Raw genomic sequence first — 19,725 nt, forward strand, 5'->3', positions numbered from 1 at the left:
TGTTGCGCCCATTGTTGACCCAATTGGGCCGCCGGAAGCGCTCGGATGCGCTGCCCGCGTGCCGGGCGGCGCCCGGGTCCTACAGGAGCGTGAGCTGGGTCGGCCCGGGTGTCCGGGGCTCGCTCGGTCCGGCGGCCCGCGCGCGCCGCGGCATGCCCGGGCGGGTGGGGCCGATGCCGTACTCCTCGGCCAGTTCGTGCACCTGACGGGTGATCTGCCGCTGGTACCACTTCGGGGCGTAGGCGCCGTCCGCGTAGAGCCGCTCGTAGCGGCCGGTCAGGTGCGGGTGGTGGCGCGCCAGCCAGGACATGAACCACTCGCGGGCGCCGGGCCGCAGATGCAGCACCAGCGGGGTGACGGAGGTGGCGCCGGCGGCCGCGACGGCCCGCACGGTCGCCCTCAGCTGGTCCGGGCGGTCGCTCAGGAACGGGATCACCGGTGCCATCAGGACACCGCAGCCGATGCCGTGCCCGGCGAGCGTGCGCACCACGTCGAGCCGCCGCTCCGGGGCCGGTGTGCCCGGCTCGACCGTGCGCCACAGCGTCTCGTCGGTGAAGCCCACCGAGACGGAGATGCCGACGTCGGTCACCTCCGCGGCCTGCCGGAGCAGTGGGAGGTCCCGCAGGATCAGCGTGCCCTTGGTGAGGATCGAGAACGGGTTCGCGTGGTCGCGCAGGGCGGCGAGGATGCCCGGCATCAGCCGGTAGCGGCCCTCCGCGCGCTGGTAGCAGTCGACGTTCGTGCCCATCGCGATGTGCTCCCCCTGCCAGCCGCGGGAGGACAGCCGGTGGCGCAGCAGCTCGGGTGCGTTCACCTTGACCACGATCTGGCTGTCGAAGCCGAGGCCGGTGTCGAGGTCGAGGTAGCTGTGGGTCTTCCTCGCGAAGCAGTACACACACGCGTGCGTGCAGCCCCGGTAGGGGTTGACCGTCCACTCGAACGGCATGCGGGAGGCCCCCGGCACACGGTTGACGATCGAACGCGCCCGGATCTCGTGGAAGGTGATGCCGCGGAACTCCGGCGCGTCGAAGGTGCGGGTGGTCACCGCCTCCGCGCCGAACAGCGCGGCGTCGGCCCGGCCGGGTCCGGAGTCCGGGGTGAGGTTCTCCCAGCGCATGACGCCTCCTCGGTAGCACTGGCCCACAGAATAGAACAAGTGTTCCCTTGATCGTGCGGGTGGCCATGTTCGGTCACATACGGAACCCCGATTTGAGCGGCCGGGCGCGGGGGTGGTTGGCTTGCCCCGACCCCGGTACCCCATGCCCTGGAGGAAAGCGATGGCGCAGGTCGAGGCCACTACGGAGCGGATCGTCGCGGCGGACGCGGAGACGGTGTTCGATGCCCTCGCCGACTACAGCGGCACCCGCGCGAAGCTGCTGCCCGAGCAGTACAGCGAGTACGAGGTCCGCGAGGGCGGCGACGGTGAGGGCACCCTGGTGCACTGGAAGCTCCAGGCCACCAGCAAGCGCGTGCGCGACTGCCTGCTGGAGGTGACCGAGCCCACCGACGGCGAACTCGTGGAGAAGGACCGCAACTCCTCCATGGTCACCACCTGGCGCGTCACCCCGGCCGGCGAGGGCCGCTCCCGGGTCGTCGTGACCACTGTCTGGAACGGCGCCGGCGGCATCGGCGGCTTCTTCGAGAAGACCTTCGCGCCCAAGGGTCTGGCCCGCATCTACGACGCGCTGCTGGCCAAGCTGGCCACGGAAGTTGAGAAGTAGGGGGCGTCGCGCGCCCTCAAGATCCGAGAACCGGCGGGGAGTTGACGTCTCACCGGTTCGAGTGATCCGCCGACGGACCGGCTCTGTCCCGTAACTCGTCGCGCTTGCTCGTAGTTGTCGCTTTTACGCGGGAAATGTCCGGCGGTGCGACGAGGGGAGCGGCACGTGGGCGGGATCACTCTGACGCAGGACGAGCCGGTCACGGCACCACCGGCCGGGGGCCCGCCGCCCCCGGCACCGGCCGTGGAGCCGGGCCTGAGCCCCCGCCGGGTCCGGCTCGTCTTCGTCGCCCTGATGCTGGCGCTGCTCCTCGCCGCGCTGGAGCAGATGATCGTCGCCACCGCGCTGCCGGAGATCGTCGGCGACCTGCACGGACTGGACAGCATGTCCTGGGCGGTCACCGCCTACCTGCTCACCTCCACCATCGGCCTCCCCGTCTACGGCAAGCTCGGCGACCTGCTCGGCCGCAAGAGCGTCTTCCAGTTCGCCCTCCTCGTCTTCGTCGTCGGTTCCGCGCTGGCCGGACGGGCGGCCACCATGGACCAGCTGATCGCCTGCCGCGCGGTCCAGGGCGTGGGTGCGGGCGGGCTGATGATCGGCGTCCAGGCGATCATGGCGGACGTCGTGCCCGCGCGGCAGCGCGGCCGCTTCATGGGACTCATCGGCGCCGCCTTCGGCCTCGCCTCCGTCGCCGGACCGCTGCTCGGCGGCTGGTTCACCGACCACCTCTCCTGGCGCTGGTGCTTCTACGTCAACGTCCCCTTCGGCCTCGTCACCATGGCCGTCGTGGCCCTGGTGCTCAAGCTGCCGAAACCGGCCGCGCGGGGCCGCTTCGACGTCCTGGGCACCCTGCTGCTGGCCGCCGCCTCCACCTGCCTGGTGCTGCTGACCACCTGGGGCGGCACCGAGTACGCCTGGGACTCCCGCACGGTGCTCGGGCTCGCCGCGGGCGCCGCCGCGGCCACCGCGCTCTTCCTCGTCGTCGAACGCTTCGCCGCCGAACCCCTCATGCCGCTGCGGCTGTTCCGCGACTCGGTGTTCAACATCACCGGCCTGGTGGGCCTGGTGACCGGCGTCGCCCTGTTCGGCGCCACCAGCTATCTGCCCACGTACCTGCAGATGGTCGACGGAGCCTCCGCCACCGAGTCCGGGCTGCTGATGCTGCCCATGATGGGCGGCATCGTCGGCGCCTCCGTCCTCTCCGGCCAGCTCATCAGCCGCTCCGGCCGCTACCGGTGGCACCCCGTCGTCGGCTCGGCCCTCTCCGTCGTCGGCATGTGGCTGCTCTCCCGCCTGGAGACCGGCACCCCCCGGCTGCACTACAGCCTCTGGATGGCCGTCCTGGGCGCCGGCCTCGGCATGGTGATGCCGGTGCTGATCCTCGCGGTGCAGAACTCGGTGCGCCCCGCCGACCTCGGCACCGCCACCAGCGCCAACAACTACTTCCGGCAGATCGGCGGCAGCGTCGGCGCCGCCGTCTTCGGCACGCTCTTCGCCGACCGGCTCACCGACGCGCTCGCCGAGCGCCTCCCCGCGGACGCGGCCACGCCGGACGCCGGGTCCCTCACCCCCGAGCTGGTGCACGCGCTGCCGCCCGGGCTGCGCGACGCCTACGCGCAGGCCTACGCGGACGCCATGCCGCGCATCTTCCTCTACCTGGTGCCGGTGCTCGTCCTCGGCCTGCTCATCGCCTTCTTCCTCAAGGAGAAACCACTGGTGTCCCACCTCACCCCCACCGCCGACCCCGCCCGGGAAGCACCGCGCTCCGACCCGCGCGTGCCGTCCGCCCGCCCTCACGCGGCCGGCGGTGCGGCGTCCGCTCCGCCGCGCCCGCCGTACACCGGAGGCATCCCCGTCTGCGGCACCGTCCAGCACTCCGACGGGACCGCCGTGCCCCGCGCGGCCCTCACCCTCATCGACGTCTCGGGACAGCAGACCGGACGGGGCGCCAGCGGCGAGGACGGCCGGTACGCGCTGGCCACGCCGGGCCCGGGCGCGTACGTCCTGATCGCCGCCGCCGGCGGCCACCAGCCGCAGGCGGTCTCCGTGACCGTCGGCGAGCGGCCCGTCGAACTCGACGTCGTCCTCGGTGGCGCGGGCCGTCTGGCCGGCAGCGTCGTCACGGCCGACGGCACACCCGTGCGGGACGCCGCCGTCACCCTCACCAACGTGCACGGCGAGGTCGTCGCCAGCACCCGCAGCGGCCGCGAGGGCGGTTACGTCATCACCGAGCTGGTGGCCGGCGAGTACACGCTCGCCGCGAGCGCCCCCGCCTTCCGGCCGGCCGCCCTCCCCGTCACCGTGCAGGCCGCCCGCGAGACCCGCCAGGACGTCGAACTCGCCGGCGGCGCCGTGCTCCGCGGCACCGTGCGGGCGGGCGGCGGGCGGCCCGTCGAGGAGGCGCGCGTGACGCTGCTGGACGCGGCGGGCAACGTCGTCGACACCCTCACCACCGGACCCGACGGCACCTTCCGCTTCGTCGACCTCTCCTCCGGCGAGTACACCGTCATCGCCGCGGGCTACCCGCCGGTCGCGACCGTGCTCCAGGTGGCCGGAGGGGGCCGTACGGAACGCGACCTCCAGCTGGGCCACGAGGACTGAAACGGTCCTCCGCACGGGGAAACGCGCGCCGGTGCGAGCACCGGCGGGCAATTCCCCTGTTGCCGCACATCGCGGCCGACCGTCCCCGTACGGTGGTCACGGCGGTACAGATCTTGCGCAGCCGGGGGAGAGAGGGCCTGGGCCATGGACCGTGGCACCGAGCGGAACGCACCTCCCCCTCGCCGCGCCGGGGACGGCACGGAGGGCGGACACGGCGGAGCCGGCCGGATCCCGCTGGCCGTGGTCGTCGTCGACCGCGACGGACGCGTCTCGCACTGGAGCACCGGCGCGCGTCGCCTGTTCTCGGTCACCAGGGAGGATGCGCTGGGCCGCCCCGCCGCCGACCTGCTGCCGGTGACCGGGGTTCTGCCCGAGGACGAGGAGGACACCCCGTACGGGGCGTACGCGCCCTACGACGGACCGGGCCCGGACCTCGGCGCCTCCCTCGGCGGCCGGCCCGCCTACCCCGCCGCGGGCCGGGCCCGGATCGCCGCGTCCGGGACGGGGCGCGTCGACGTGCTGTGGTGGGCCTACCCGCTGGCCGGCCCGGGACGCGAGCGACTGCTCGTGCTGGCCGCCGACGCGGACGGGCTGCGCACGGACGGGGCGGGGGTGTGCGAGCGCATCGCGCCCGGGTTCGCCCTGCACACCGCCTTCCCCGGATCCGAGGAACTCGCCCGCCGGCTCCCCGAGATCCTCCCCGGCATGAGCGTCGGCGACAGCGCCCGCGTCGTCGCGCAGGTCCTCGAACTGGGCTACCCCGTGCTGGAGTTCAGCCAGAACGACCGGGTGCCGGTCACCCCCGACTGGGGAGTGCCCCGGCGGGTGGAGCGCCGGGAGCGCCGCGAACGGGCAGCCCGCGCGCGGGCGGCCGGGGAACCGGTGCCCGAGCACCTGCGCGACGAGACCGAGGACCTCGAATACGCGGCCGTGCGGGAGCGCCTGGAGTTCCTCAACGAGGTCAGCTCACGCATCGGCACCTCGCTCGACCTCGCCCGCACCATCGTCGAGGTGAGCAAGGCCGTCGTGCCCCGCTTCACCGACGTCGCCGGCACCTACCTGCGCGAACAGGTGGTCGCCGGGGAGGAGTTCGACGAGGGTGTGCCCGACACCACCACCCTGTGGCACCGGGTCGCCCTGGAACACACCGACGAACCCGGCCGCTGGGACGACGTGGTGCCCGTGGGCGAGGCCATGCCCTTCCCCGAGCACACCCCGTTCTTCCGGTGCATGACCACCGGCGAACCCGTCCTGGTGCCGCGCATCAGCGAGGAGGCGGGACACGCCATCGCCTCGCAGTTCGACAAGCGCGACATCCGGCCGCTGATCACCGGACGCTCCATGCTCGTCGTCCCGCTGAAGGCACGGCAGGTCGTCCTCGGCTTCATGATCCTGCTGCGTCATCCGGAGCGGCAGGTGTTCAACGACATGGACCGGGTCACCGGCGCGGAACTCGCCGCCCGCGCCGGCCTCGTGCTCGACAACGCGCGCATGTACACCCACCAGGAGAACGTCGCGGAGACGCTCCAGGACAGCATGCTGCCGCACATCCCGCCGCGCATGGCGGGCTGCGACATCGCCACCCGCTACCTGCCGGGCACCCTCCTCGGACGGGTCGGCGGCGACTGGTTCGACTCGGTGAAACTGCCCAGCGCCCGTACCGCGTTCGTGGTCGGCGACGTCATGGGGCACGGTCTGAACTCGGCCGCGATGATGGGTCAGTTGCGCACCGCGGTGCAGACCATGGCGGCCCTCGACCTGCCGCCCGCCCAGCTCCTGCGCAACCTCGACGACCTGGCCCAGCGGCTCGGCGACACCCACCTCGCCACCTGCCTGTACGCGGTCTACGACCCGATCGCGGGCGAGCTGCACCTCGCCAACGCCGGGCACATCCCGCCGGTACTGGTGCGTGCCGCGGACGGGCGCAGTGAACTGCTCGACCTGCCGACGGGCGCGCCCGTCGGCGTCGGCGGGGTGCCCTTCGAAGCGGTGCGTGTCGCCGTCGCGCCCGGCGACCGGCTGGTGATGTGCACCGACGGACTGGTCGAGGTGCGCGGCGAGGACATCGGTGTCGGGCTCGCCACGCTGTGCGAGTCCGCCGCCCACCCGGCCGCCTCCATGGACGACGCCTGCGACACCATCATCAGGGCCCTCAACGTGCGCGGTGGCCGCAAGGACGACGTGGCGCTGCTGATGGCCCGGCTCGGCGGCATCGCCCCCGACGACGTCGCCGAGTGGCGGCTGACGCCCCGGCAGTCCGAGGTCGGCCGGGCCCGCGCGGTGGTCCGCGAGCAGCTGCACGCCTGGGGTCTGCCGAAGGTCACCGACAGCGCCGAGCTGATGGTGAGCGAGCTCGTCACCAATGCCGTGCGGCACGCGCACGCCCGCCCCGTGGCCCTGCGGCTGGTGCGCGGCGACACCCTGCTGTGCGAGGTGGAGGACGACGACCACGAGCTGCCGACGCTGCTCAACGCACGGCCGGCGGACGAGACCGGGCGCGGACTGCGCGTGGTCTCCACCCTCGCCCACGCGTGGGGCACGAGCCGCACCACGGCCGGCAAGAGCGTGTGGTTCGAGCTCGCGCTGCCGCGCCGCTGAGCGCCGACTCCGGTGGTACAGCGGCGCGTCCGGCCGCCGACGGCGCGTGAAGGAACGCGCTCGGGCGCTTGTCCGCGCGCCCGCGGCGCGGTACACCGTACTGGCCCGTCGTACGGGCGGGCCTGTGGGCGAACCCCGGGGAGTCGGTCATGAGCGTGACGAGTCGGTACCGGGCGGCCTGGGAGGGCTTCTGGCGGGAGGCACCGCGGGAGCCGGGGGCCGTGTTCTGGGACGCGGAACCCGCGCTGACCGCGGCCCGCCATCTCGCCCTGTTCGAGCCCCGTCTGACCGACCCCGGCCTGCCGTTGGTGGACCTCGGCTGCGGCAACGGCACCCAGACCCGCTTCCTCGCCGGGCGTTTCCCGCGTGTCGTGGGCGCCGACCTGTCCGCCGCCGCCCTGGAGCACGCCCGCGCCGCCGACCCGGCGGGACGGGCGGCGTACCGCCTGCTGGACGCCGCGGACAAGGCCGCCACCCAGGCCCTGCACGCCGAACTCGGGGACGCCAACGTGTACCTGCGCGGCGTGCTGCACCAGTGCGAGCCCGACGACCGGCAGGCGCTGGCGGACGGCGTGGCCACGGTGGTCGGCGGGCGCGGCCGCGCCTTCCTGGTCGAGCCGTCGGAGGCGGCCGGCGCCGTCCTGCGGAGCATGGCGACCGGACCCGGCGGCCCGCCGCCGGAACTCGTGCCGGTCCTCCGGCACGGCATAGCGCCCGGCACGGTCGCCGACGCGGACGTGCCCGAGTTCCTCACCGCGGCCGGACTGACCGTCCTGGCGAGCGGCACCCTGCCGCTGACCACCACCGCGTACGCCCCCGACGGCACCCGTGTCGCCCTGCCGTCCCGGTGGTACGTGACGGGCCGGGGCGCCTAGGGCCCGTCCCGCGGACCACCTTCGGAGGGCAGTGACGGCGCCAGGGGGCCCGCGTCCGGGTAGCAGGCGGGGCCCGGCGGCACAACCGGTCCGGGGCAGTGTCGTCGCGGGCGGGCTGTGGGGCCGCCCGCCATACCGTTGCGCGTTGAACGACCTCTACGGTGCCGGACACCGGGCCGCTCCCGCCGATCCACGCCCAGACAGCGGTCCGGATTCCCCCCCCCCCCCGCACCGAGGAGCCGCCATGCAGTCGTCGCCCCACCGGGGTCCCGCCGCCCCGCACCCGCGCACCCCGCTCGCGCCGGCCACAGGCTCCGCGCCGCCGCGTCCGCGGCGTGGCCGCTACGGCCTGCTGTCCCGGCTCGTGGCCGTCGTCGCCCTGGTCCTGGTGCCGGCACTGGCCGGCCCGGCGCCGACGGCCCACGCCGGGGCCGGCCTGACCCCGGTCACCGGCTTCGGCGCCAACCCGGGCGGTCTGAACATGTACCTCTACCGGCCCGCCTCGCTGCCCGCCGGCCCGGGGGTGGTGGTCGCCCTGCACGGCTGCGGCCAGAACGCCCGGACGTACGCCGACCACTCCGGCCTGACCGAACTCGCCGACCGGCACGGCTTCCTGGTGGTCTTCGCCGAGACCACGCGTGCCAACAACGCGGGCACGTGCTTCAACTGGTTCCAGCCGGCCGACAACCGCAGGGGACGGGGCGAGGCCGAGTCGATCCAGCAGATGGCCGCGCACACCGTCTCCGCCCACGGCGCGGACGCCGGGCGGATCCATGTCACCGGCCTGTCCGCCGGCGGCGGCATGACCTCGGTGGTGCTTGCCGCCTACCCGGACGTCTTCCGGGCCGGCGCGGTCGTCGCCGGGCTGCCCCACGGCTGCGCCGACGACCTGCCGGCGGCCTACACCTGTATGAACCCCGGGGCCGACCGGACCCCGGACCAGTGGGCCCGGCGGGTCCGCGACGCCCACCCGTCGTGGACGGGGCCGTGGCCGCGCATCGCCGTCTGGCACGGGGACCGGGACACCACCGTCGTGCCGCGCAACGCCGACGAGCTGCGCGACCAGTGGACCGGGCTGCACGGCCTGTCCCGGACGCCCACCCGGACGTCCCTCATCGGCCCGAACTCCACCCGGCACGAGGAGTACGCGGCCGCGGACGGGTCGGTGGCCGTCGAGGTCAACCGCGTGCCGGGCATCGGCCACGCCACCCCGGTCGATCCGGGCAGCGGGCCCGAGCAGTGCGGCAGCACCGGTACCGCCCACTTCGCGGACTCGATCTGCTCCAGCCACTGGATCGCCCGCTTCTTCGGCCTGGACGACACCGGTCCGGGCCACGAGGCGCTGCCCGCTCCGAGCGGCCTCGCCCCGGCCGGTGCCACCGACACCACCATCGGCCTGACCTGGAATCCCGTGGACGGCGCCGCGGGCTACACCGTCCACCGCGACGGTGTCCCGGTGGCCACGGCGGACTCCGCGTCCCACACCGACACCGGACTCGCCCCGGGCTCCTCCCACACCTACGCCGTCGCGGCCCGGGACACCGAGGGCAGGCCGGGCCGGCTCTCCGGCACGGTCACCGCGCGGACCACCGGTGCGACGGCCGCCTGCTGGACCGCCTCCAACCACGCCCACGTCCAGGCGGGACGGGCCACCACCAGCGGCGGTCTCACCCGTGCCAAGGGCTCCGGCCAGGACATGGGCCTGTACAACCTCCACGTCACCCACACGCTGAAGGAGTCGCCCGCCGGCTACTTCACCCTCGCCGACGGAAGCTGCCCCTGACCCGGGAACGGTCGTCGCCGCGGGTACTGCAGGCAGCACCCGCGGCGACCCGACGGGCCCCGCGAGGTCAGTGGGGTGACCGTCCATCGAACGAACAGGTTCTGTGTGCCGCCGACACATAGGTGTGCCGGTAGGGCGTCCGTACTGTTTCCGGCCATGACCGGTGGGCGGCCGAGGAGCCGGCCGACCCGCCGCCCGTCCCCATGTCCTCCCCCCACGTCCGTCCCCGCGTCCGCACCTCACCCCAGAATCGGTGAACCCATGTCCGAGACCACACCCGCCAAGCCGGGCGAGCCCCGCCCCGGCGGCATCGCCCGCGTCGTCGGCGCGAGCCTGATCGGCACCACCGTCGAGTGGTACGACTTCTTCCTCTACGGTTCCGCCGCCGCGCTGGTGTTCAACACCCTCTTCTTCCCCAGCAGCGACCCGCTGGTGGGCACGCTGCTCGCCTTCATGACGTACGCGATCGGGTTCCTGGCCCGGCCGATCGGCGGCATGGTCTTCGGGCACTACGGCGACAGGATCGGCCGCAAGAAGCTGCTCGTGCTCAGCCTGCTGATGATGGGTGGCGCCACCTTCGCCATGGGTCTGCTGCCCACCTACGGCAGCATCGGCGTCGGAGCCCCCATCCTGCTCACCGTCCTGCGCCTGATCCAGGGCTTCGCGCTGGGCGGCGAATGGGGCGGCGCGGTGCTCATCGTCTCCGAGCACGGCGGCGACAGGCACCGGGGCTTCTGGGCGTCCTGGCCGCAGTGCGGCGTCCCCGCGGGCAACCTGCTGGCCACGGCCGTCCTCGCGGTGCTGGCCTCCGTCCAGTCCGAGGCGGCGTTCCAGTCCTGGGGCTGGCGCATCCCCTTCCTGCTCTCCGGCGTCCTGGTGCTGATCGGACTGTGGATCCGCGTCTCGGTCTCCGAATCGCCGGTCTTCCTCGCCGCCCAGGCCAAGGCCGAGGCGGCCGCCGCCGAGGGCGTCGAGGAGAAGCCGCCCGTCGTCGAGGTCTTCCGCCGCAGCTGGCGCGAGGTGCTCGGGGCCATCGGGGTCCGGTTCGGCGAGAACATCTCCTACTACGTCCTGACCTCCTTCCTGCTGGTCTACGTCACGACCCACCTGGACCTGCCCAAGAGCACCGCCCTGAACGCGGTGCTGATCGCCTCGGCCGTCCACTTCGTCACGATTCCGCTGTGGGGGGCGCTCTCCGACCGGCTCGGCCGCAAACCCGTGACGATGATCGGCGCGGTCGGCATGGCCGCCTGGGCGTTCGCCTTCTTCTCCCTGGTCGACACCCGGTCCTTCGCCGTGATCACCCTCTCGGTCACGGTGGGCCTGCTGCTCCACGGCGCCATGTACGGACCGCAGGCCGCCTTCATCTCCGAGATGTTCGATACCGAGGTCCGCTACTCCGGCGCCTCCGTGGGCTCCCAGCTCGCCTCCATCCTCGCCGGCGCCCTCGCCCCGATCATCGCCGTCGAACTGCTCAGGCAGTACGGGTCCTCGACGCCGATCGCCCTCTACCTGTCCGCGGCGGCCCTGGTCACCGCCCTCACCGTCCTGGTCGTCAAGGAGACCCGCGGCCGCGACCTGACCCGGCCGGCCAAGGCGTCACCGCCGGCCCGGAAGGGACAGGAGCCGGTGCTCGCCCGCAGCGACCGGGCCTGACGCCACCGCCGTGCCGTGGTCCGCCCGTGGGGAAGCGACGGGCGGACCACCGGCATGCGGGGGCCGGCCGGCGGCGGGAACGGTCACCCCCTCCCGCTCGTACCCTCCCCGAGTCGCACCTGACCCGGAGCCGGGTCCGGCCGCCCGGGACCTCGCGGGCGGGACCCCTTCGCAGGCGCGGAACCCCGTCGCAGGCGCGGCACGCCACCGCCGGGGGCGCGGACGCCCCGCCTCCCGGCACCCGCGGCCGAGCACGGCGCTGCCCCCCGCCCCGGGGACGGGCGCGCCGGTGGCGGCGCGAGCCCGGCCGGCCTCGTCGGGGACCCGGCGCGCCCGGCAGCCCGCGCCCCCGTGTCCGTGACACCCCGACAGGCTGGAGCCCGGCGCCGTACGGGCGCCGGGCTCCGGCCTGCCGGACCGCGGACGGGCTCAGATGCCCGCGACGTGCCTCACCCCCCGACCCCGCCGGGCGCCGACGCCCGTACCGCGGCGGCGACTTCGGCGGCGGCCGGCGGGAAGAGGATGGAGTAGTGGTTGGTGCCGTCGACGCGACGGGCGGGCATCCGGTCCGGATCGAGGCCGGCCGCGGCGACACGGGCGGCGTCGTAGAGCGCCCGCGGTTCGTCGAGCAGGCCGCGCTCGGCCCACAGCAGGGCGCCGCGCACCTGCGGCTGGTGCACGGCGGCCAGGACCTCGGGATCACCGAGCACGTCGGCGCCGTCCGCGCGGACCGCGTCGAGCACGCAGCTGCTGCGCAGCTCGGGTGCCCGGCCCGTGAGGTCGCGTTCGACGTAGGCGGTCACCCACGGGCCCCAGTGCGGGGCGAGCGCGGGGTGGGCGCGGAAGAACGCGAGGTACTCCTCCCGGTCCGCGAAGGTCATGGACAGCCGTTGCATCGCCGGACCGATGACGGCCCGCAGCAGTTCGTCGATGTCGGTGCCCGCCGGAGCGGGGAAGCCCAGGCCGCCGTCGACCAGGACCACGCGCGGGAAGCGCTCCGGATGACGGGCGGCGGCCAGCGCCGCCACGAAGGCGCCCATCGAGTGGCCGAGGAGCACCGCCTGCCGCCGCCCGAGGTGGTCGAGGAGCGCGAGGAGGTCGCGGACGTGTGCGGCCAGACCGTACGGACCGGGCAGGGCCGCGCCGGCGGCCCGCCCCCGCAGGTCCGGCGCGTAGAGGTCGGCGTCCGGCAGCTCCTCGGCCACGGCCGCGAAGGCGAGGGAGTTGGCGGTGATGCCGTGCACCGCGATGACGAGCGGGCCGGGGCCCGGCCACCGGGTGACGGTCAGTCCGCCGCCGTGTACCGGGACGGTGAGGTCCTGCGGCACCGGGCCCGTGCCGGACGCGGTCATGAACTCCTCCTCCGGCCCAGGGCGGTGAGGCCGCCGGGGGCCGCGTAGACGGCGGCGACGAAGAGCGCGCCGAGGAACAGCATGGGCTCCACCCCGAGGTTCCAGCCGCCGAGCCGCTGGTCGAGGTAGGTGAACAGCACCCCGCCGACGACCGGCCCCCAGCGGGTGCCGCTGCCGCCCAGCACCACCATCACCAGCAGGGTGAGGGTGAACTCCGGGGTGGAGGTGTGCGGGGTGGCGCCCGCGGTCACCAGCAGGTGCAGCACGCCGCCGAGGACGGCGAGGGCGGACGCGAGCGTGAAGGCGCCCAGCTTGCAGGCGAACGGACTGCGGCCGAGGACGGCGACGCGCTGCTCGTTGTCGCGGATGCCCTGCCAGACGCGGCCGATCGGACGGGCGGTGACGGTCCACACGACGGCGGCGACCAGGGTCAGGTAGGCGAGGGCGAGCCAGTAGACGTGGGCGGTGTTCTGCACGCCGACCAGCGCCTCCGGCACCCCGTCGACGTGCAGCGGCAGGCCCTCCTCGCCGCCGGTGAGACCGCCGGGATTGCGTTCCACGTAGATCGATCCGGCCTGGGCGAAGGCGAGGGTGACCATGGCGAAGCCCACGCTGCCGAGCGCGAGCGTGCGCAGCGAGACGGCACCCAGGACGACCGCGGCCAGCGTGCCGAGGACCAGGGTGAGCACGGCGGCGGGCACCAGGCCCAGACCGAGCTCGGCCATGGCCAGCTGGGTGCCGTAGGCGCCGCCGGCGATGTAGAGGGCGTGCCCGAAGGACAACAGCCCGGTGCGGCCGAACATCAGGTCGTAGCCGAGCGCGAGCCCGCCGAAGACCAGGCAGAGCGCGAACAGCTGAAGCGAGCCGGGGGAGTTGACCGGACCGTCCAGCAGGACCGGGACGTCCAGTGCCGAGTACGGCAGCAGGGCGAGGAGCAGCAGCACCGCGGCCGGGAGGGTCAGCGGCCGGATCCGCCGCAGCCGTCCGGCCCGGTCCGGTGCGGGGTCCTTCACCGGGGCGGCGGCGGGCGTCGCCCGCGGGGTACGGGTGGCGGTCATGCCGTGCCTCCAGCGGCGTGGGTCCGGTGGGCGGTGAGCGCGCGGCGCAGCCGCCCCAGCGGTGAACCGGTACCGGCCGCCGGACGGGCCAGCACCACGGCGGCGAGCAGGAAGACGACGGCGAGGTCGCCGTAGCCGCCCGCGTAGTAGTTGGCGTACTGCTGCACCAGGCCCACGCTGAGCGCGGACAGCGCGACGCTGGTGATCGAGACCAGGCCGCCGATGATCACGACGACGAAGGCGAAGACCAGCAGCGAGGTGCCCTGGTGGGGGGAGAGCGAGCCGAAGTAGATCCCGCCGAGCACGCCGGCCAGCCCCGCGAGGGCCCCGCCGAGCGCGAAGACCAGGGTGAAGGCGCGGGTGACGTCGATGCCGAGCGCCGTCACCATCGCCCGGTCCTCGACCCCGGCGCGGACGATGAGCCCGTAGCGCGTACGGGACAGGAACAGCCGGACGCCGAACAGGACCAGCAGCGCCACCGCGATCAGCAGGAAGCGGTTGACGGGTACCCGGGCGCCGAGCACCCCGACGGTGCCGCTCAGCGCGTCCGGGACCGGGAAGGTGCGGGCGTCGGCGCCCCAGACGGTCTGCACCAGCGCCGGAACGGCCAGCGAGAGACCCACGGTCACCAGGATCTGCTCCTTGATCCGGCCGTAAAGCCGCCGGATGAGGACCAGCTCCACGACCACCGCCAGGGCGAGGCCGGTGGCGGTGCCCACCACGGCGGCGAGCAGCAGCCCCGGGATCCCGCCGACCGTCCCGGCGGTGCGCCAGGCGGTGTAGCAGGCGACGGTGAGGAACGCGCCGTGCGCGAAGTTCAGCACGTCCATCAGACCGAAGATCAGGGCGAGACCGGAGGCGATGAGGAAGTACAGGGCACCCAAACCGAGACCGGTCAGGGTGAGCAGGACGAGGGTGTCCATCAGGCGGCTCCGTTGCTCGAGTGACTGCCGACACCCAGCAGCGCGGTCGTCCGTGCCGGGTCCGCGAGCAGTGCGCGGGCGTCCCCGGTGTGCACCACCCGGCCGGCGTCCAGCACGACGGCGCTGCCGGCCAGCCGGCGCACCACGGCGAGGTTCTGCTCGACGAGCAGCAGCGGCACCCGCCGCGCGGCGCGCTCCAGCACCTCGGTGGCCTCGGTGACCACGCGCGGAGCGAGGCCCTTGGTGGGTTCGTCGACGACGACGAGGACGTTGTCGTTGAGCAGCGTCCGGGCGATGGCGACCATCTGCTGCTGGCCGCCGGACAGGGTGCCGGCGCGCTGGCCGCGGCGGGCGGCGAGTTCGGGGAACAGGTCGTGCACCAGGTCGTAGTCGTGGACGTGCCCCGGGCGTTCGGCGAGGGCGAGGTTCTCGGCGACGGTCAGTCCGGCGAAGACGCCCCGGTCTTCGGGGGCGTAGCCGATGCCGCGCCGGACCGTGCGGTGGGTCGGCTCGGCGGTGATGTCCTCGCCGGCCAGGGTGACCCGGCCGGCGGTGACCCGGCCGCCGTCGGGCAGCAGTCCGAGGATCGCGCGCAGGGTGGTGGTCTTGCCGACGCCGTTGCGGCCCAGCAGGGCGGTCACCCCGGAGGCGGGGACGTCGAAGCCCACACCGGTGAGGATGCGCGAGCCCGCGATGTCCACGTCCAGGCCCCGGACGGTGAGGATCGGTGGCGCCGAGGTCACAGCTCATCTCCCAGGTAGGCCTGCTGAACGGTCGCGTCCGCCATGACCTCGGCGGGACTCGCGGCGGCGAGCAGCCGCCCGTGGTGCATGACGGCGACCCGGTCGGCCAGGCCGAGCACCACGTCCATGTGGTGCTCGACCAGCAGCACGGTCCGGCCCTCGTCGCGGTGCAACGAGCGGATGAGTCCGGTGAGTTCGCCGGTCTCCTCCGCGGCCACCCCGGCCATCGGCTCGTCCAGGAGCATCAGCCGCGCTCCGGTCGTGCCGCCGCCGAGGGTGGGGGCCAGCAGCATCGCCAGCTCGAGTTTGCGTCTGTCCCCGTGGGACAGGCCGGCCGCGAGGTCGGCGCCGCGGCCGGCCAGGCGGACCCGGGCCAGTACGCCCCTCACGTCGTCCGCGCCGACCCGGCGCACCCCGGCGGAGCGGGCCGCCAGTTCCACGTGTTCGGCCACGGTCATGGTGGAGAAGACCGAGGACGACTGGAAGGTGCGCCCGATGCCCCGGCGGGAGCGCCGGTGCGGCGGCAGGGCGGTGACGTCGTGACCGTCGAGGCGGACGCTGCCGCCGGTCGGCCGGGTCAGGCCGCTGACGAGGTTGAACAGGGAGGTCTTTCCCGCCCCGTTGGGGCCGATGACGGCCAGCAGTTCCCCCTCGCGCACGTCGAGGGACACCTCGCTGATGATGTCGGCTCCGCCCACCGACCAGCTGATCCGGTCCAGTCGCAGTACGGGTGCCATGCGTCAGCCGATCCTCTTCTCGGCGGGCGCGACCTGATCGGCGGTGAAGGTCCGCGACACCTCCGGTGCGCCGCCCGTGGTGAACTTCGCCTGGAAGGTTGGCTGGAGCAGCGCGTGGTCAGCGGCCCGTACGGTGTTGTGCCCCTTGACCCCGGAGAAGGTGAAACCCTCCAGGGCCTCGACCATGGCGTCGGTGTCCCCGTCCGCCCCGCCGGCCCTGACCGCCTCGACGACCATCTGGGCGGCGTTGAAGCCGTCCGGAGTGAACAGGTCCTCCTGCCACATCTTCTTCCCGAAGTACGCGCGCATGGCCTCGGCCTCGGCGGTCCCGGCGGCGCCGGGCACGTAGTGGGCCAGCAGGGTGACCTTCTCGCGCGCCTTGCCGAAGACCGGGTAACTGGCGCGGCTGTCCAGGCCGGTGACGACCGTCGCGGCGTCCAGCACGCCCTGCTGGTCCAGGGTGGACCACATCGCCTGGGCGGTGTCCCCCGCCCAGGCCACGAAGACCATGTCGGGCGCGGCCGCCTTGACCTTGCTCGCCACGGGGGTCAGGTCGGTGGCGCCGGGCGGGGCCAGGACCGGGGTCACCGTGGTGCCGCCGGTGCCCAGCACGGACGTGACCGCCGCCGCGTTGGCCTGCCCGAAGGCGTTGTCCTGGGCCAGGACGACGACCTTCCTGCCCCGGGAGTCGCCCAGGATCCGCTGGGCGGTCATCACGTCCTGGTAGGTCTGGCGGCCGGAGCGGAAGGTGTAGCGGTTGGCGGCGGTGAGCGCGTCCGTGGCCGCGGGCCCGCTGATGAACAGCGTCCTGTTCTGCGCCGCCACCGGGGCGATCTGGGTGGCCACGCCGGAGGCCGCGGAGCCGGCGATGATCGGCACGCCCTGGCCGATGCGCTGCTTGGCCAGGGAGACGCCCTTGGCCGGGTCGCCGCCGTCGTCGTCCTTCAGCAGGGTGACCTTGACGCCGTCGACGGTGCCCGTGCCGTCCGTGGCATGGTCGAGACCGGCCTCGAAGCCCCGCAGGTACTGTTCGCCGTACGAGGCCAGCGGCCCGCTGGTGGAGGTGATGAGGGAGACCCGCACCTCCTCGGGACCGGCGGAGGTGCTGCTGCCCGGGCTGGAGCACGAGACGGTGAACGCGGTGGCGAGAACGGCCACGGCGGCGGGAAGAAGGACGGATCTACGCATGACCGGACGGCTCCTCGATGCGGCGGTGGATGCGCCCCGGAGCCGTGGTTCCGTCGGTGGAACACCGTGCCCTGGGCGGTACCCGGCAGTGTGTTGCGCGCCACCGAAGGCCCACAATGTGGGCCGCCCACATGCGAATCGGCTCGGCCATGGGGGCGGAACCCGTCCGCCGCCTTCCGGCAGGAGGGGCGGCACGGGACCGTCCGCGGACCCGGCGCGACGCGTCGCGCGGGACCGGTTCCCCGCCCGCGGCACGGACGGCCCCGGTCGGCGACGGCTGCCGGTGGTGTGGACCTGTGACTGTCGAGGGGCCCCTGGCCAGCATATTCTCCGGCATGTAGCGTCGTCCGCATGAAGATCCTCATCAGCGCCGACATGGAGGGCGCCACCGGTGTCACCTGGCCGGCCGACGTGCTGCCGGGGACTCCCCAGTGGGAGCGGTGCCGGTCCATGTTCACCTCGGACGTCAACGCGGCCGTGCAGGGCTTCTTCGACGGCGGCGCCGACGAGGTGCTGATCAACGAGGCCCACTGGACCATGCGCAACCTGCTCCTGGAGCGGCTGGACGAGCGGGCCGAGATGCTCACCGGCCGGCACAAGGCCCTGTCCATGGTCGAGGGCGTGCAGCACGGTGACGTCGACGGCATCGCCTTCATCGGCTACCACGCGGGCGCCGGCATGGAAGGCGTCCTCGCGCACACCTTCCTCGCCAACTCCATCACCGGCGTGTGGGTCGACGACGTCCGGGCCAGCGAGGGCCTGCTCAACGCGCACGTGGTCGCCGAGTACGGAGTGCCGGTGGTCCTGGTCACCGGCGACGACGTGGCCTGCGAGGACGCGCTCGGCTACGCACCCGAGGCGAGGAAGGTCGCCGTCAAGGACCACGTGTCCCGGTACGCGGCGGTGTGCCGCACCCCCGCCCGCACGGCCGCCGACATCCGCGCCGCGGCCAAGGACGCCACCGCGCTCGCGGTGCGCCACCAGCCCGTCGACGGCGGGCCGTTCACGGTGGCGGTGGAGTTCGACGCGGAACACCTGGCGATGGCCGCCACCGTCGTGCCGGGCGTGACCCGCACCGGTGAGCGGAAGGTCGCCTACACCAGCACGACCATGTACGAGGGAATCCGCACCTTCAAGGCGGTCACCACGATCGCCTCGAACGCGGTGGAGGAGCAGTATGGCTGACGAGCGGGCCCTGGACGAGGTCGTGACCTTCACGTCCGACCTGATCCGGATCGACACGACGAACAGGGGCGGGGGCGACTGCCGGGAGCGGCCCGCCGCCGAGTACGCCGCGGCCCGGCTCGCCGAGGCCGGCCTGGAGCCGGTGCTCCTCGAACGCACGCCCGGCCGGACCAACGTCGTCGCGCGTCTGGAGGGCAGCGACCCGTCGGCCGACGCGCTGCTCGTCCACGGTCATCTCGACGTCGTACCGGCCGAGGCGGCCGACTGGAGCGTCCACCCGTTCTCCGGGGAGATCCGCGACGGGGTCGTCTGGGGACGCGGCGCCGTCGACATGAAGAACATGGACGCGATGATCCTGTCCGTGGTGCGGGCCTGGGCCCGGGAGGGCGTACGGCCCCGCCGGGACATCGTCATCGCCTTCACCGCCGACGAGGAGGCCAGTGCCGCGGACGGCTCCGGGTTCCTCGCCGACCGGCACGCCCACCTCTTCGAGGGCTGCACCGAGGGCGTCAGCGAGTCGGGCGCCTTCACCTTCCACGACGGCGCCGGCCGGCAGCTCTACCCGATCGCGGCCGGCGAGCGCGGCACCGCCTGGATGAAGCTCACCGCGCGCGGCCGGGCCGGACACGGCTCCAAGGTCAACCGGGAGAACGCGGTCACGCGCCTCGCCGCCGCCATCAACCGGATCGGCGAGCACGAGTGGCCGCTGCGCCTCACGCCGACGGTACGGGCCGCGCTCACCGAGATCGCCGCCGTGTACGGCATCGACACCGACCTGACCGACGTGGACGCCCTGCTGGACAAGCTCGGCCCGGCGGCCAAACTCGTGGAGGCCACCGTCCGTAACAGCAGCAACCCGACCATGCTGGACGCCGGGTACAAGGTCAACGTGATCCCCGGGGAGGCCGTCGCGCACGTCGACGGCCGGTTCCTCCCGGGAGCCGAGGACGAGTTCCGGGCCACCATGGACCGGCTCACCGGGCCGGACGTCGACTGGGAGTTCGCGCACCACGAGACCGCCCTCCAGGCGCCGGTGGACACCCCGACGTTCGCCCGGATGCGGGCCGCCGTCGAGGAGTTCGCGCCCGAGGGCCATGTCGTGCCGTACTGCATGTCCGGCGGCACCGACGCCAAGCAGTTCTCCCGGCTCGGCATCACCGGCTACGGCTTCGCGCCGCTGAAGCTGCCCGAGGGCTTCGACTACCAGGCCCTCTTCCACGGGGTCGACGAGCGCGTCCCGGTCGAGGCGCTCCACTTCGGCGTCCGGGTCCTCGACCGGTTCCTGCGGACCGCCTGAACGAGTGG

Annotated in this window: 15 protein-coding genes; 8 read left to right on the forward strand and 7 right to left on the reverse strand. The window is 73.8% G+C overall.

The window, feature by feature from the left end:
* Positions 1 to 79: 79 nt before the first annotated feature.
* Positions 80 to 1,117 carry an Rv2578c family radical SAM protein gene (locus tag IE118_RS22120; RefSeq protein WP_189559732.1) on the reverse strand — a complete coding sequence of 346 codons (1,038 nt, stop codon included), beginning with the start codon at positions 1,115 to 1,117 and terminating at the stop codon, positions 80 to 82.
* A gap of 160 nt (positions 1,118 to 1,277) precedes the next feature.
* Between IE118_RS22120 and IE118_RS22125 the strand changes: the two genes are divergently transcribed.
* The 6 genes from IE118_RS22125 to IE118_RS22150 all read left to right on the forward strand — a co-directional run bounded on the left by IE118_RS22125 (position 1,278) and on the right by IE118_RS22150 (position 11,234).
* Positions 1,278 to 1,721 (forward strand): SRPBCC family protein, encoded by a 444-nt coding sequence (locus tag IE118_RS22125; protein ID WP_189559733.1) that lies wholly within the window; start codon positions 1,278 to 1,280, stop codon positions 1,719 to 1,721.
* Positions 1,722 to 1,886: 165 nt separating this feature from the next.
* Positions 1,887 to 4,322: an MFS transporter gene (locus IE118_RS22130; protein ID WP_189559734.1), complete on the forward strand. Its 2,436-nt coding sequence runs from the start codon at positions 1,887 to 1,889 to the stop codon at positions 4,320 to 4,322.
* A 144-nt stretch (positions 4,323 to 4,466) separates the two neighbouring features.
* Positions 4,467 to 6,920, forward strand: a complete 2,454-nt coding sequence (locus tag IE118_RS22135) for an ATP-binding SpoIIE family protein phosphatase (protein ID WP_189559735.1) — start codon at positions 4,467 to 4,469, stop codon at positions 6,918 to 6,920.
* Between the two features lie 149 nt (positions 6,921 to 7,069).
* On the forward strand, positions 7,070 to 7,795 hold the full coding sequence (locus IE118_RS22140) for a methyltransferase domain-containing protein (protein ID WP_189559736.1): 726 nt from the start codon (positions 7,070 to 7,072) through the stop codon (positions 7,793 to 7,795).
* A 244-nt stretch (positions 7,796 to 8,039) separates the two neighbouring features.
* Positions 8,040 to 9,578: an extracellular catalytic domain type 1 short-chain-length polyhydroxyalkanoate depolymerase gene (locus tag IE118_RS22145; protein ID WP_189559737.1), complete on the forward strand. Its 1,539-nt coding sequence runs from the start codon at positions 8,040 to 8,042 to the stop codon at positions 9,576 to 9,578.
* 261 nt (positions 9,579 to 9,839) lie between these two features.
* The gene (locus IE118_RS22150; protein WP_189559738.1) at positions 9,840 to 11,234 is read left to right on the forward strand and encodes an MFS transporter; all 1,395 of its coding nucleotides are present in this window, start codon (positions 9,840 to 9,842) and stop codon (positions 11,232 to 11,234) included.
* A 449-nt stretch (positions 11,235 to 11,683) separates the two neighbouring features.
* Here the strand turns inward: IE118_RS22150 and IE118_RS22155 are convergent, their stop codons facing one another.
* From IE118_RS22155 to IE118_RS22180, 6 genes are read right to left on the reverse strand one after another with little or no spacing between them, the layout of a single operon-like run.
* Positions 11,684 to 12,586, reverse strand: coding sequence for an alpha/beta fold hydrolase (locus IE118_RS22155; RefSeq protein ID WP_189559739.1), 903 nt, complete (start codon positions 12,584 to 12,586; stop codon positions 11,684 to 11,686).
* On the reverse strand, positions 12,583 to 13,644 hold the full coding sequence (locus IE118_RS22160) for a branched-chain amino acid ABC transporter permease (RefSeq protein ID WP_189559740.1): 1,062 nt from the start codon (positions 13,642 to 13,644) through the stop codon (positions 12,583 to 12,585). Before IE118_RS22160 ends, IE118_RS22155 begins: the two co-directional genes overlap by 4 nt.
* The gene (locus tag IE118_RS22165) at positions 13,641 to 14,567 is read right to left on the reverse strand and encodes a branched-chain amino acid ABC transporter permease (protein WP_189559741.1); all 927 of its coding nucleotides are present in this window, start codon (positions 14,565 to 14,567) and stop codon (positions 13,641 to 13,643) included. Before IE118_RS22165 ends, IE118_RS22160 begins: the two co-directional genes overlap by 4 nt.
* On the reverse strand, positions 14,567 to 15,310 hold the full coding sequence (locus IE118_RS22170) for an ABC transporter ATP-binding protein (protein WP_189559742.1): 744 nt from the start codon (positions 15,308 to 15,310) through the stop codon (positions 14,567 to 14,569). Before IE118_RS22170 ends, IE118_RS22165 begins: the two co-directional genes overlap by 1 nt.
* Positions 15,307 to 16,047 (reverse strand): ABC transporter ATP-binding protein, encoded by a 741-nt coding sequence (locus IE118_RS22175; protein WP_189559743.1) that lies wholly within the window; start codon positions 16,045 to 16,047, stop codon positions 15,307 to 15,309. The genes IE118_RS22170 and IE118_RS22175 overlap by 4 nt, the downstream gene beginning before the upstream one ends.
* A gap of 3 nt (positions 16,048 to 16,050) precedes the next feature.
* On the reverse strand, positions 16,051 to 17,235 hold the full coding sequence (locus IE118_RS22180) for a substrate-binding domain-containing protein (RefSeq protein ID WP_189559744.1): 1,185 nt from the start codon (positions 17,233 to 17,235) through the stop codon (positions 16,051 to 16,053).
* A 351-nt stretch (positions 17,236 to 17,586) separates the two neighbouring features.
* Here IE118_RS22180 and IE118_RS22185 point away from each other — a divergent pair, with 351 nt between their 5' ends.
* Together IE118_RS22185 and IE118_RS22190 are read left to right on the forward strand one after the other, a co-directional pair.
* On the forward strand, positions 17,587 to 18,420 hold the full coding sequence (locus IE118_RS22185; protein ID WP_189559745.1) for a M55 family metallopeptidase: 834 nt from the start codon (positions 17,587 to 17,589) through the stop codon (positions 18,418 to 18,420).
* Positions 18,413 to 19,717 (forward strand): M20/M25/M40 family metallo-hydrolase, encoded by a 1,305-nt coding sequence (locus IE118_RS22190; RefSeq protein WP_189559746.1) that lies wholly within the window; start codon positions 18,413 to 18,415, stop codon positions 19,715 to 19,717. The genes IE118_RS22185 and IE118_RS22190 overlap by 8 nt, the downstream gene beginning before the upstream one ends.
* The last annotated feature ends 8 nt before the right edge of the window (positions 19,718 to 19,725 follow it).

Origin of the sequence: Streptomyces pilosus (genome assembly GCF_014649835.1) — a bacterium.
Taxonomy (GTDB): Bacteria; Actinomycetota; Actinomycetes; order Streptomycetales; family Streptomycetaceae; genus Streptomyces; species Streptomyces pilosus.

Coding starts and splice junctions, on each gene's coding strand:
- IE118_RS22120 (WP_189559732.1), bottom strand. CDS start 1,117: ATGCGCTGGGAGAACCTCACCCCGGACTCCGGACCCGGCCGGGCCGAC.
- IE118_RS22125 (WP_189559733.1), top strand. CDS start 1,278: ATGGCGCAGGTCGAGGCCACTACGGAGCGGATCGTCGCGGCGGACGCG.
- IE118_RS22135 (WP_189559735.1), top strand. CDS start 4,467: ATGGACCGTGGCACCGAGCGGAACGCACCTCCCCCTCGCCGCGCCGGG.
- IE118_RS22140 (WP_189559736.1), top strand. CDS start 7,070: ATGAGCGTGACGAGTCGGTACCGGGCGGCCTGGGAGGGCTTCTGGCGG.
- IE118_RS22145 (WP_189559737.1), top strand. CDS start 8,040: ATGCAGTCGTCGCCCCACCGGGGTCCCGCCGCCCCGCACCCGCGCACC.
- IE118_RS22150 (WP_189559738.1), top strand. CDS start 9,840: ATGTCCGAGACCACACCCGCCAAGCCGGGCGAGCCCCGCCCCGGCGGC.
- IE118_RS22155 (WP_189559739.1), bottom strand. CDS start 12,586: ATGACCGCGTCCGGCACGGGCCCGGTGCCGCAGGACCTCACCGTCCCG.
- IE118_RS22160 (WP_189559740.1), bottom strand. CDS start 13,644: ATGACCGCCACCCGTACCCCGCGGGCGACGCCCGCCGCCGCCCCGGTG.
- IE118_RS22165 (WP_189559741.1), bottom strand. CDS start 14,567: ATGGACACCCTCGTCCTGCTCACCCTGACCGGTCTCGGTTTGGGTGCC.
- IE118_RS22175 (WP_189559743.1), bottom strand. CDS start 16,047: ATGGCACCCGTACTGCGACTGGACCGGATCAGCTGGTCGGTGGGCGGA.
- IE118_RS22180 (WP_189559744.1), bottom strand. CDS start 17,235: ATGCGTAGATCCGTCCTTCTTCCCGCCGCCGTGGCCGTTCTCGCCACC.
- IE118_RS22185 (WP_189559745.1), top strand. CDS start 17,587: ATGAAGATCCTCATCAGCGCCGACATGGAGGGCGCCACCGGTGTCACC.
- IE118_RS22190 (WP_189559746.1), top strand. CDS start 18,413: ATGGCTGACGAGCGGGCCCTGGACGAGGTCGTGACCTTCACGTCCGAC.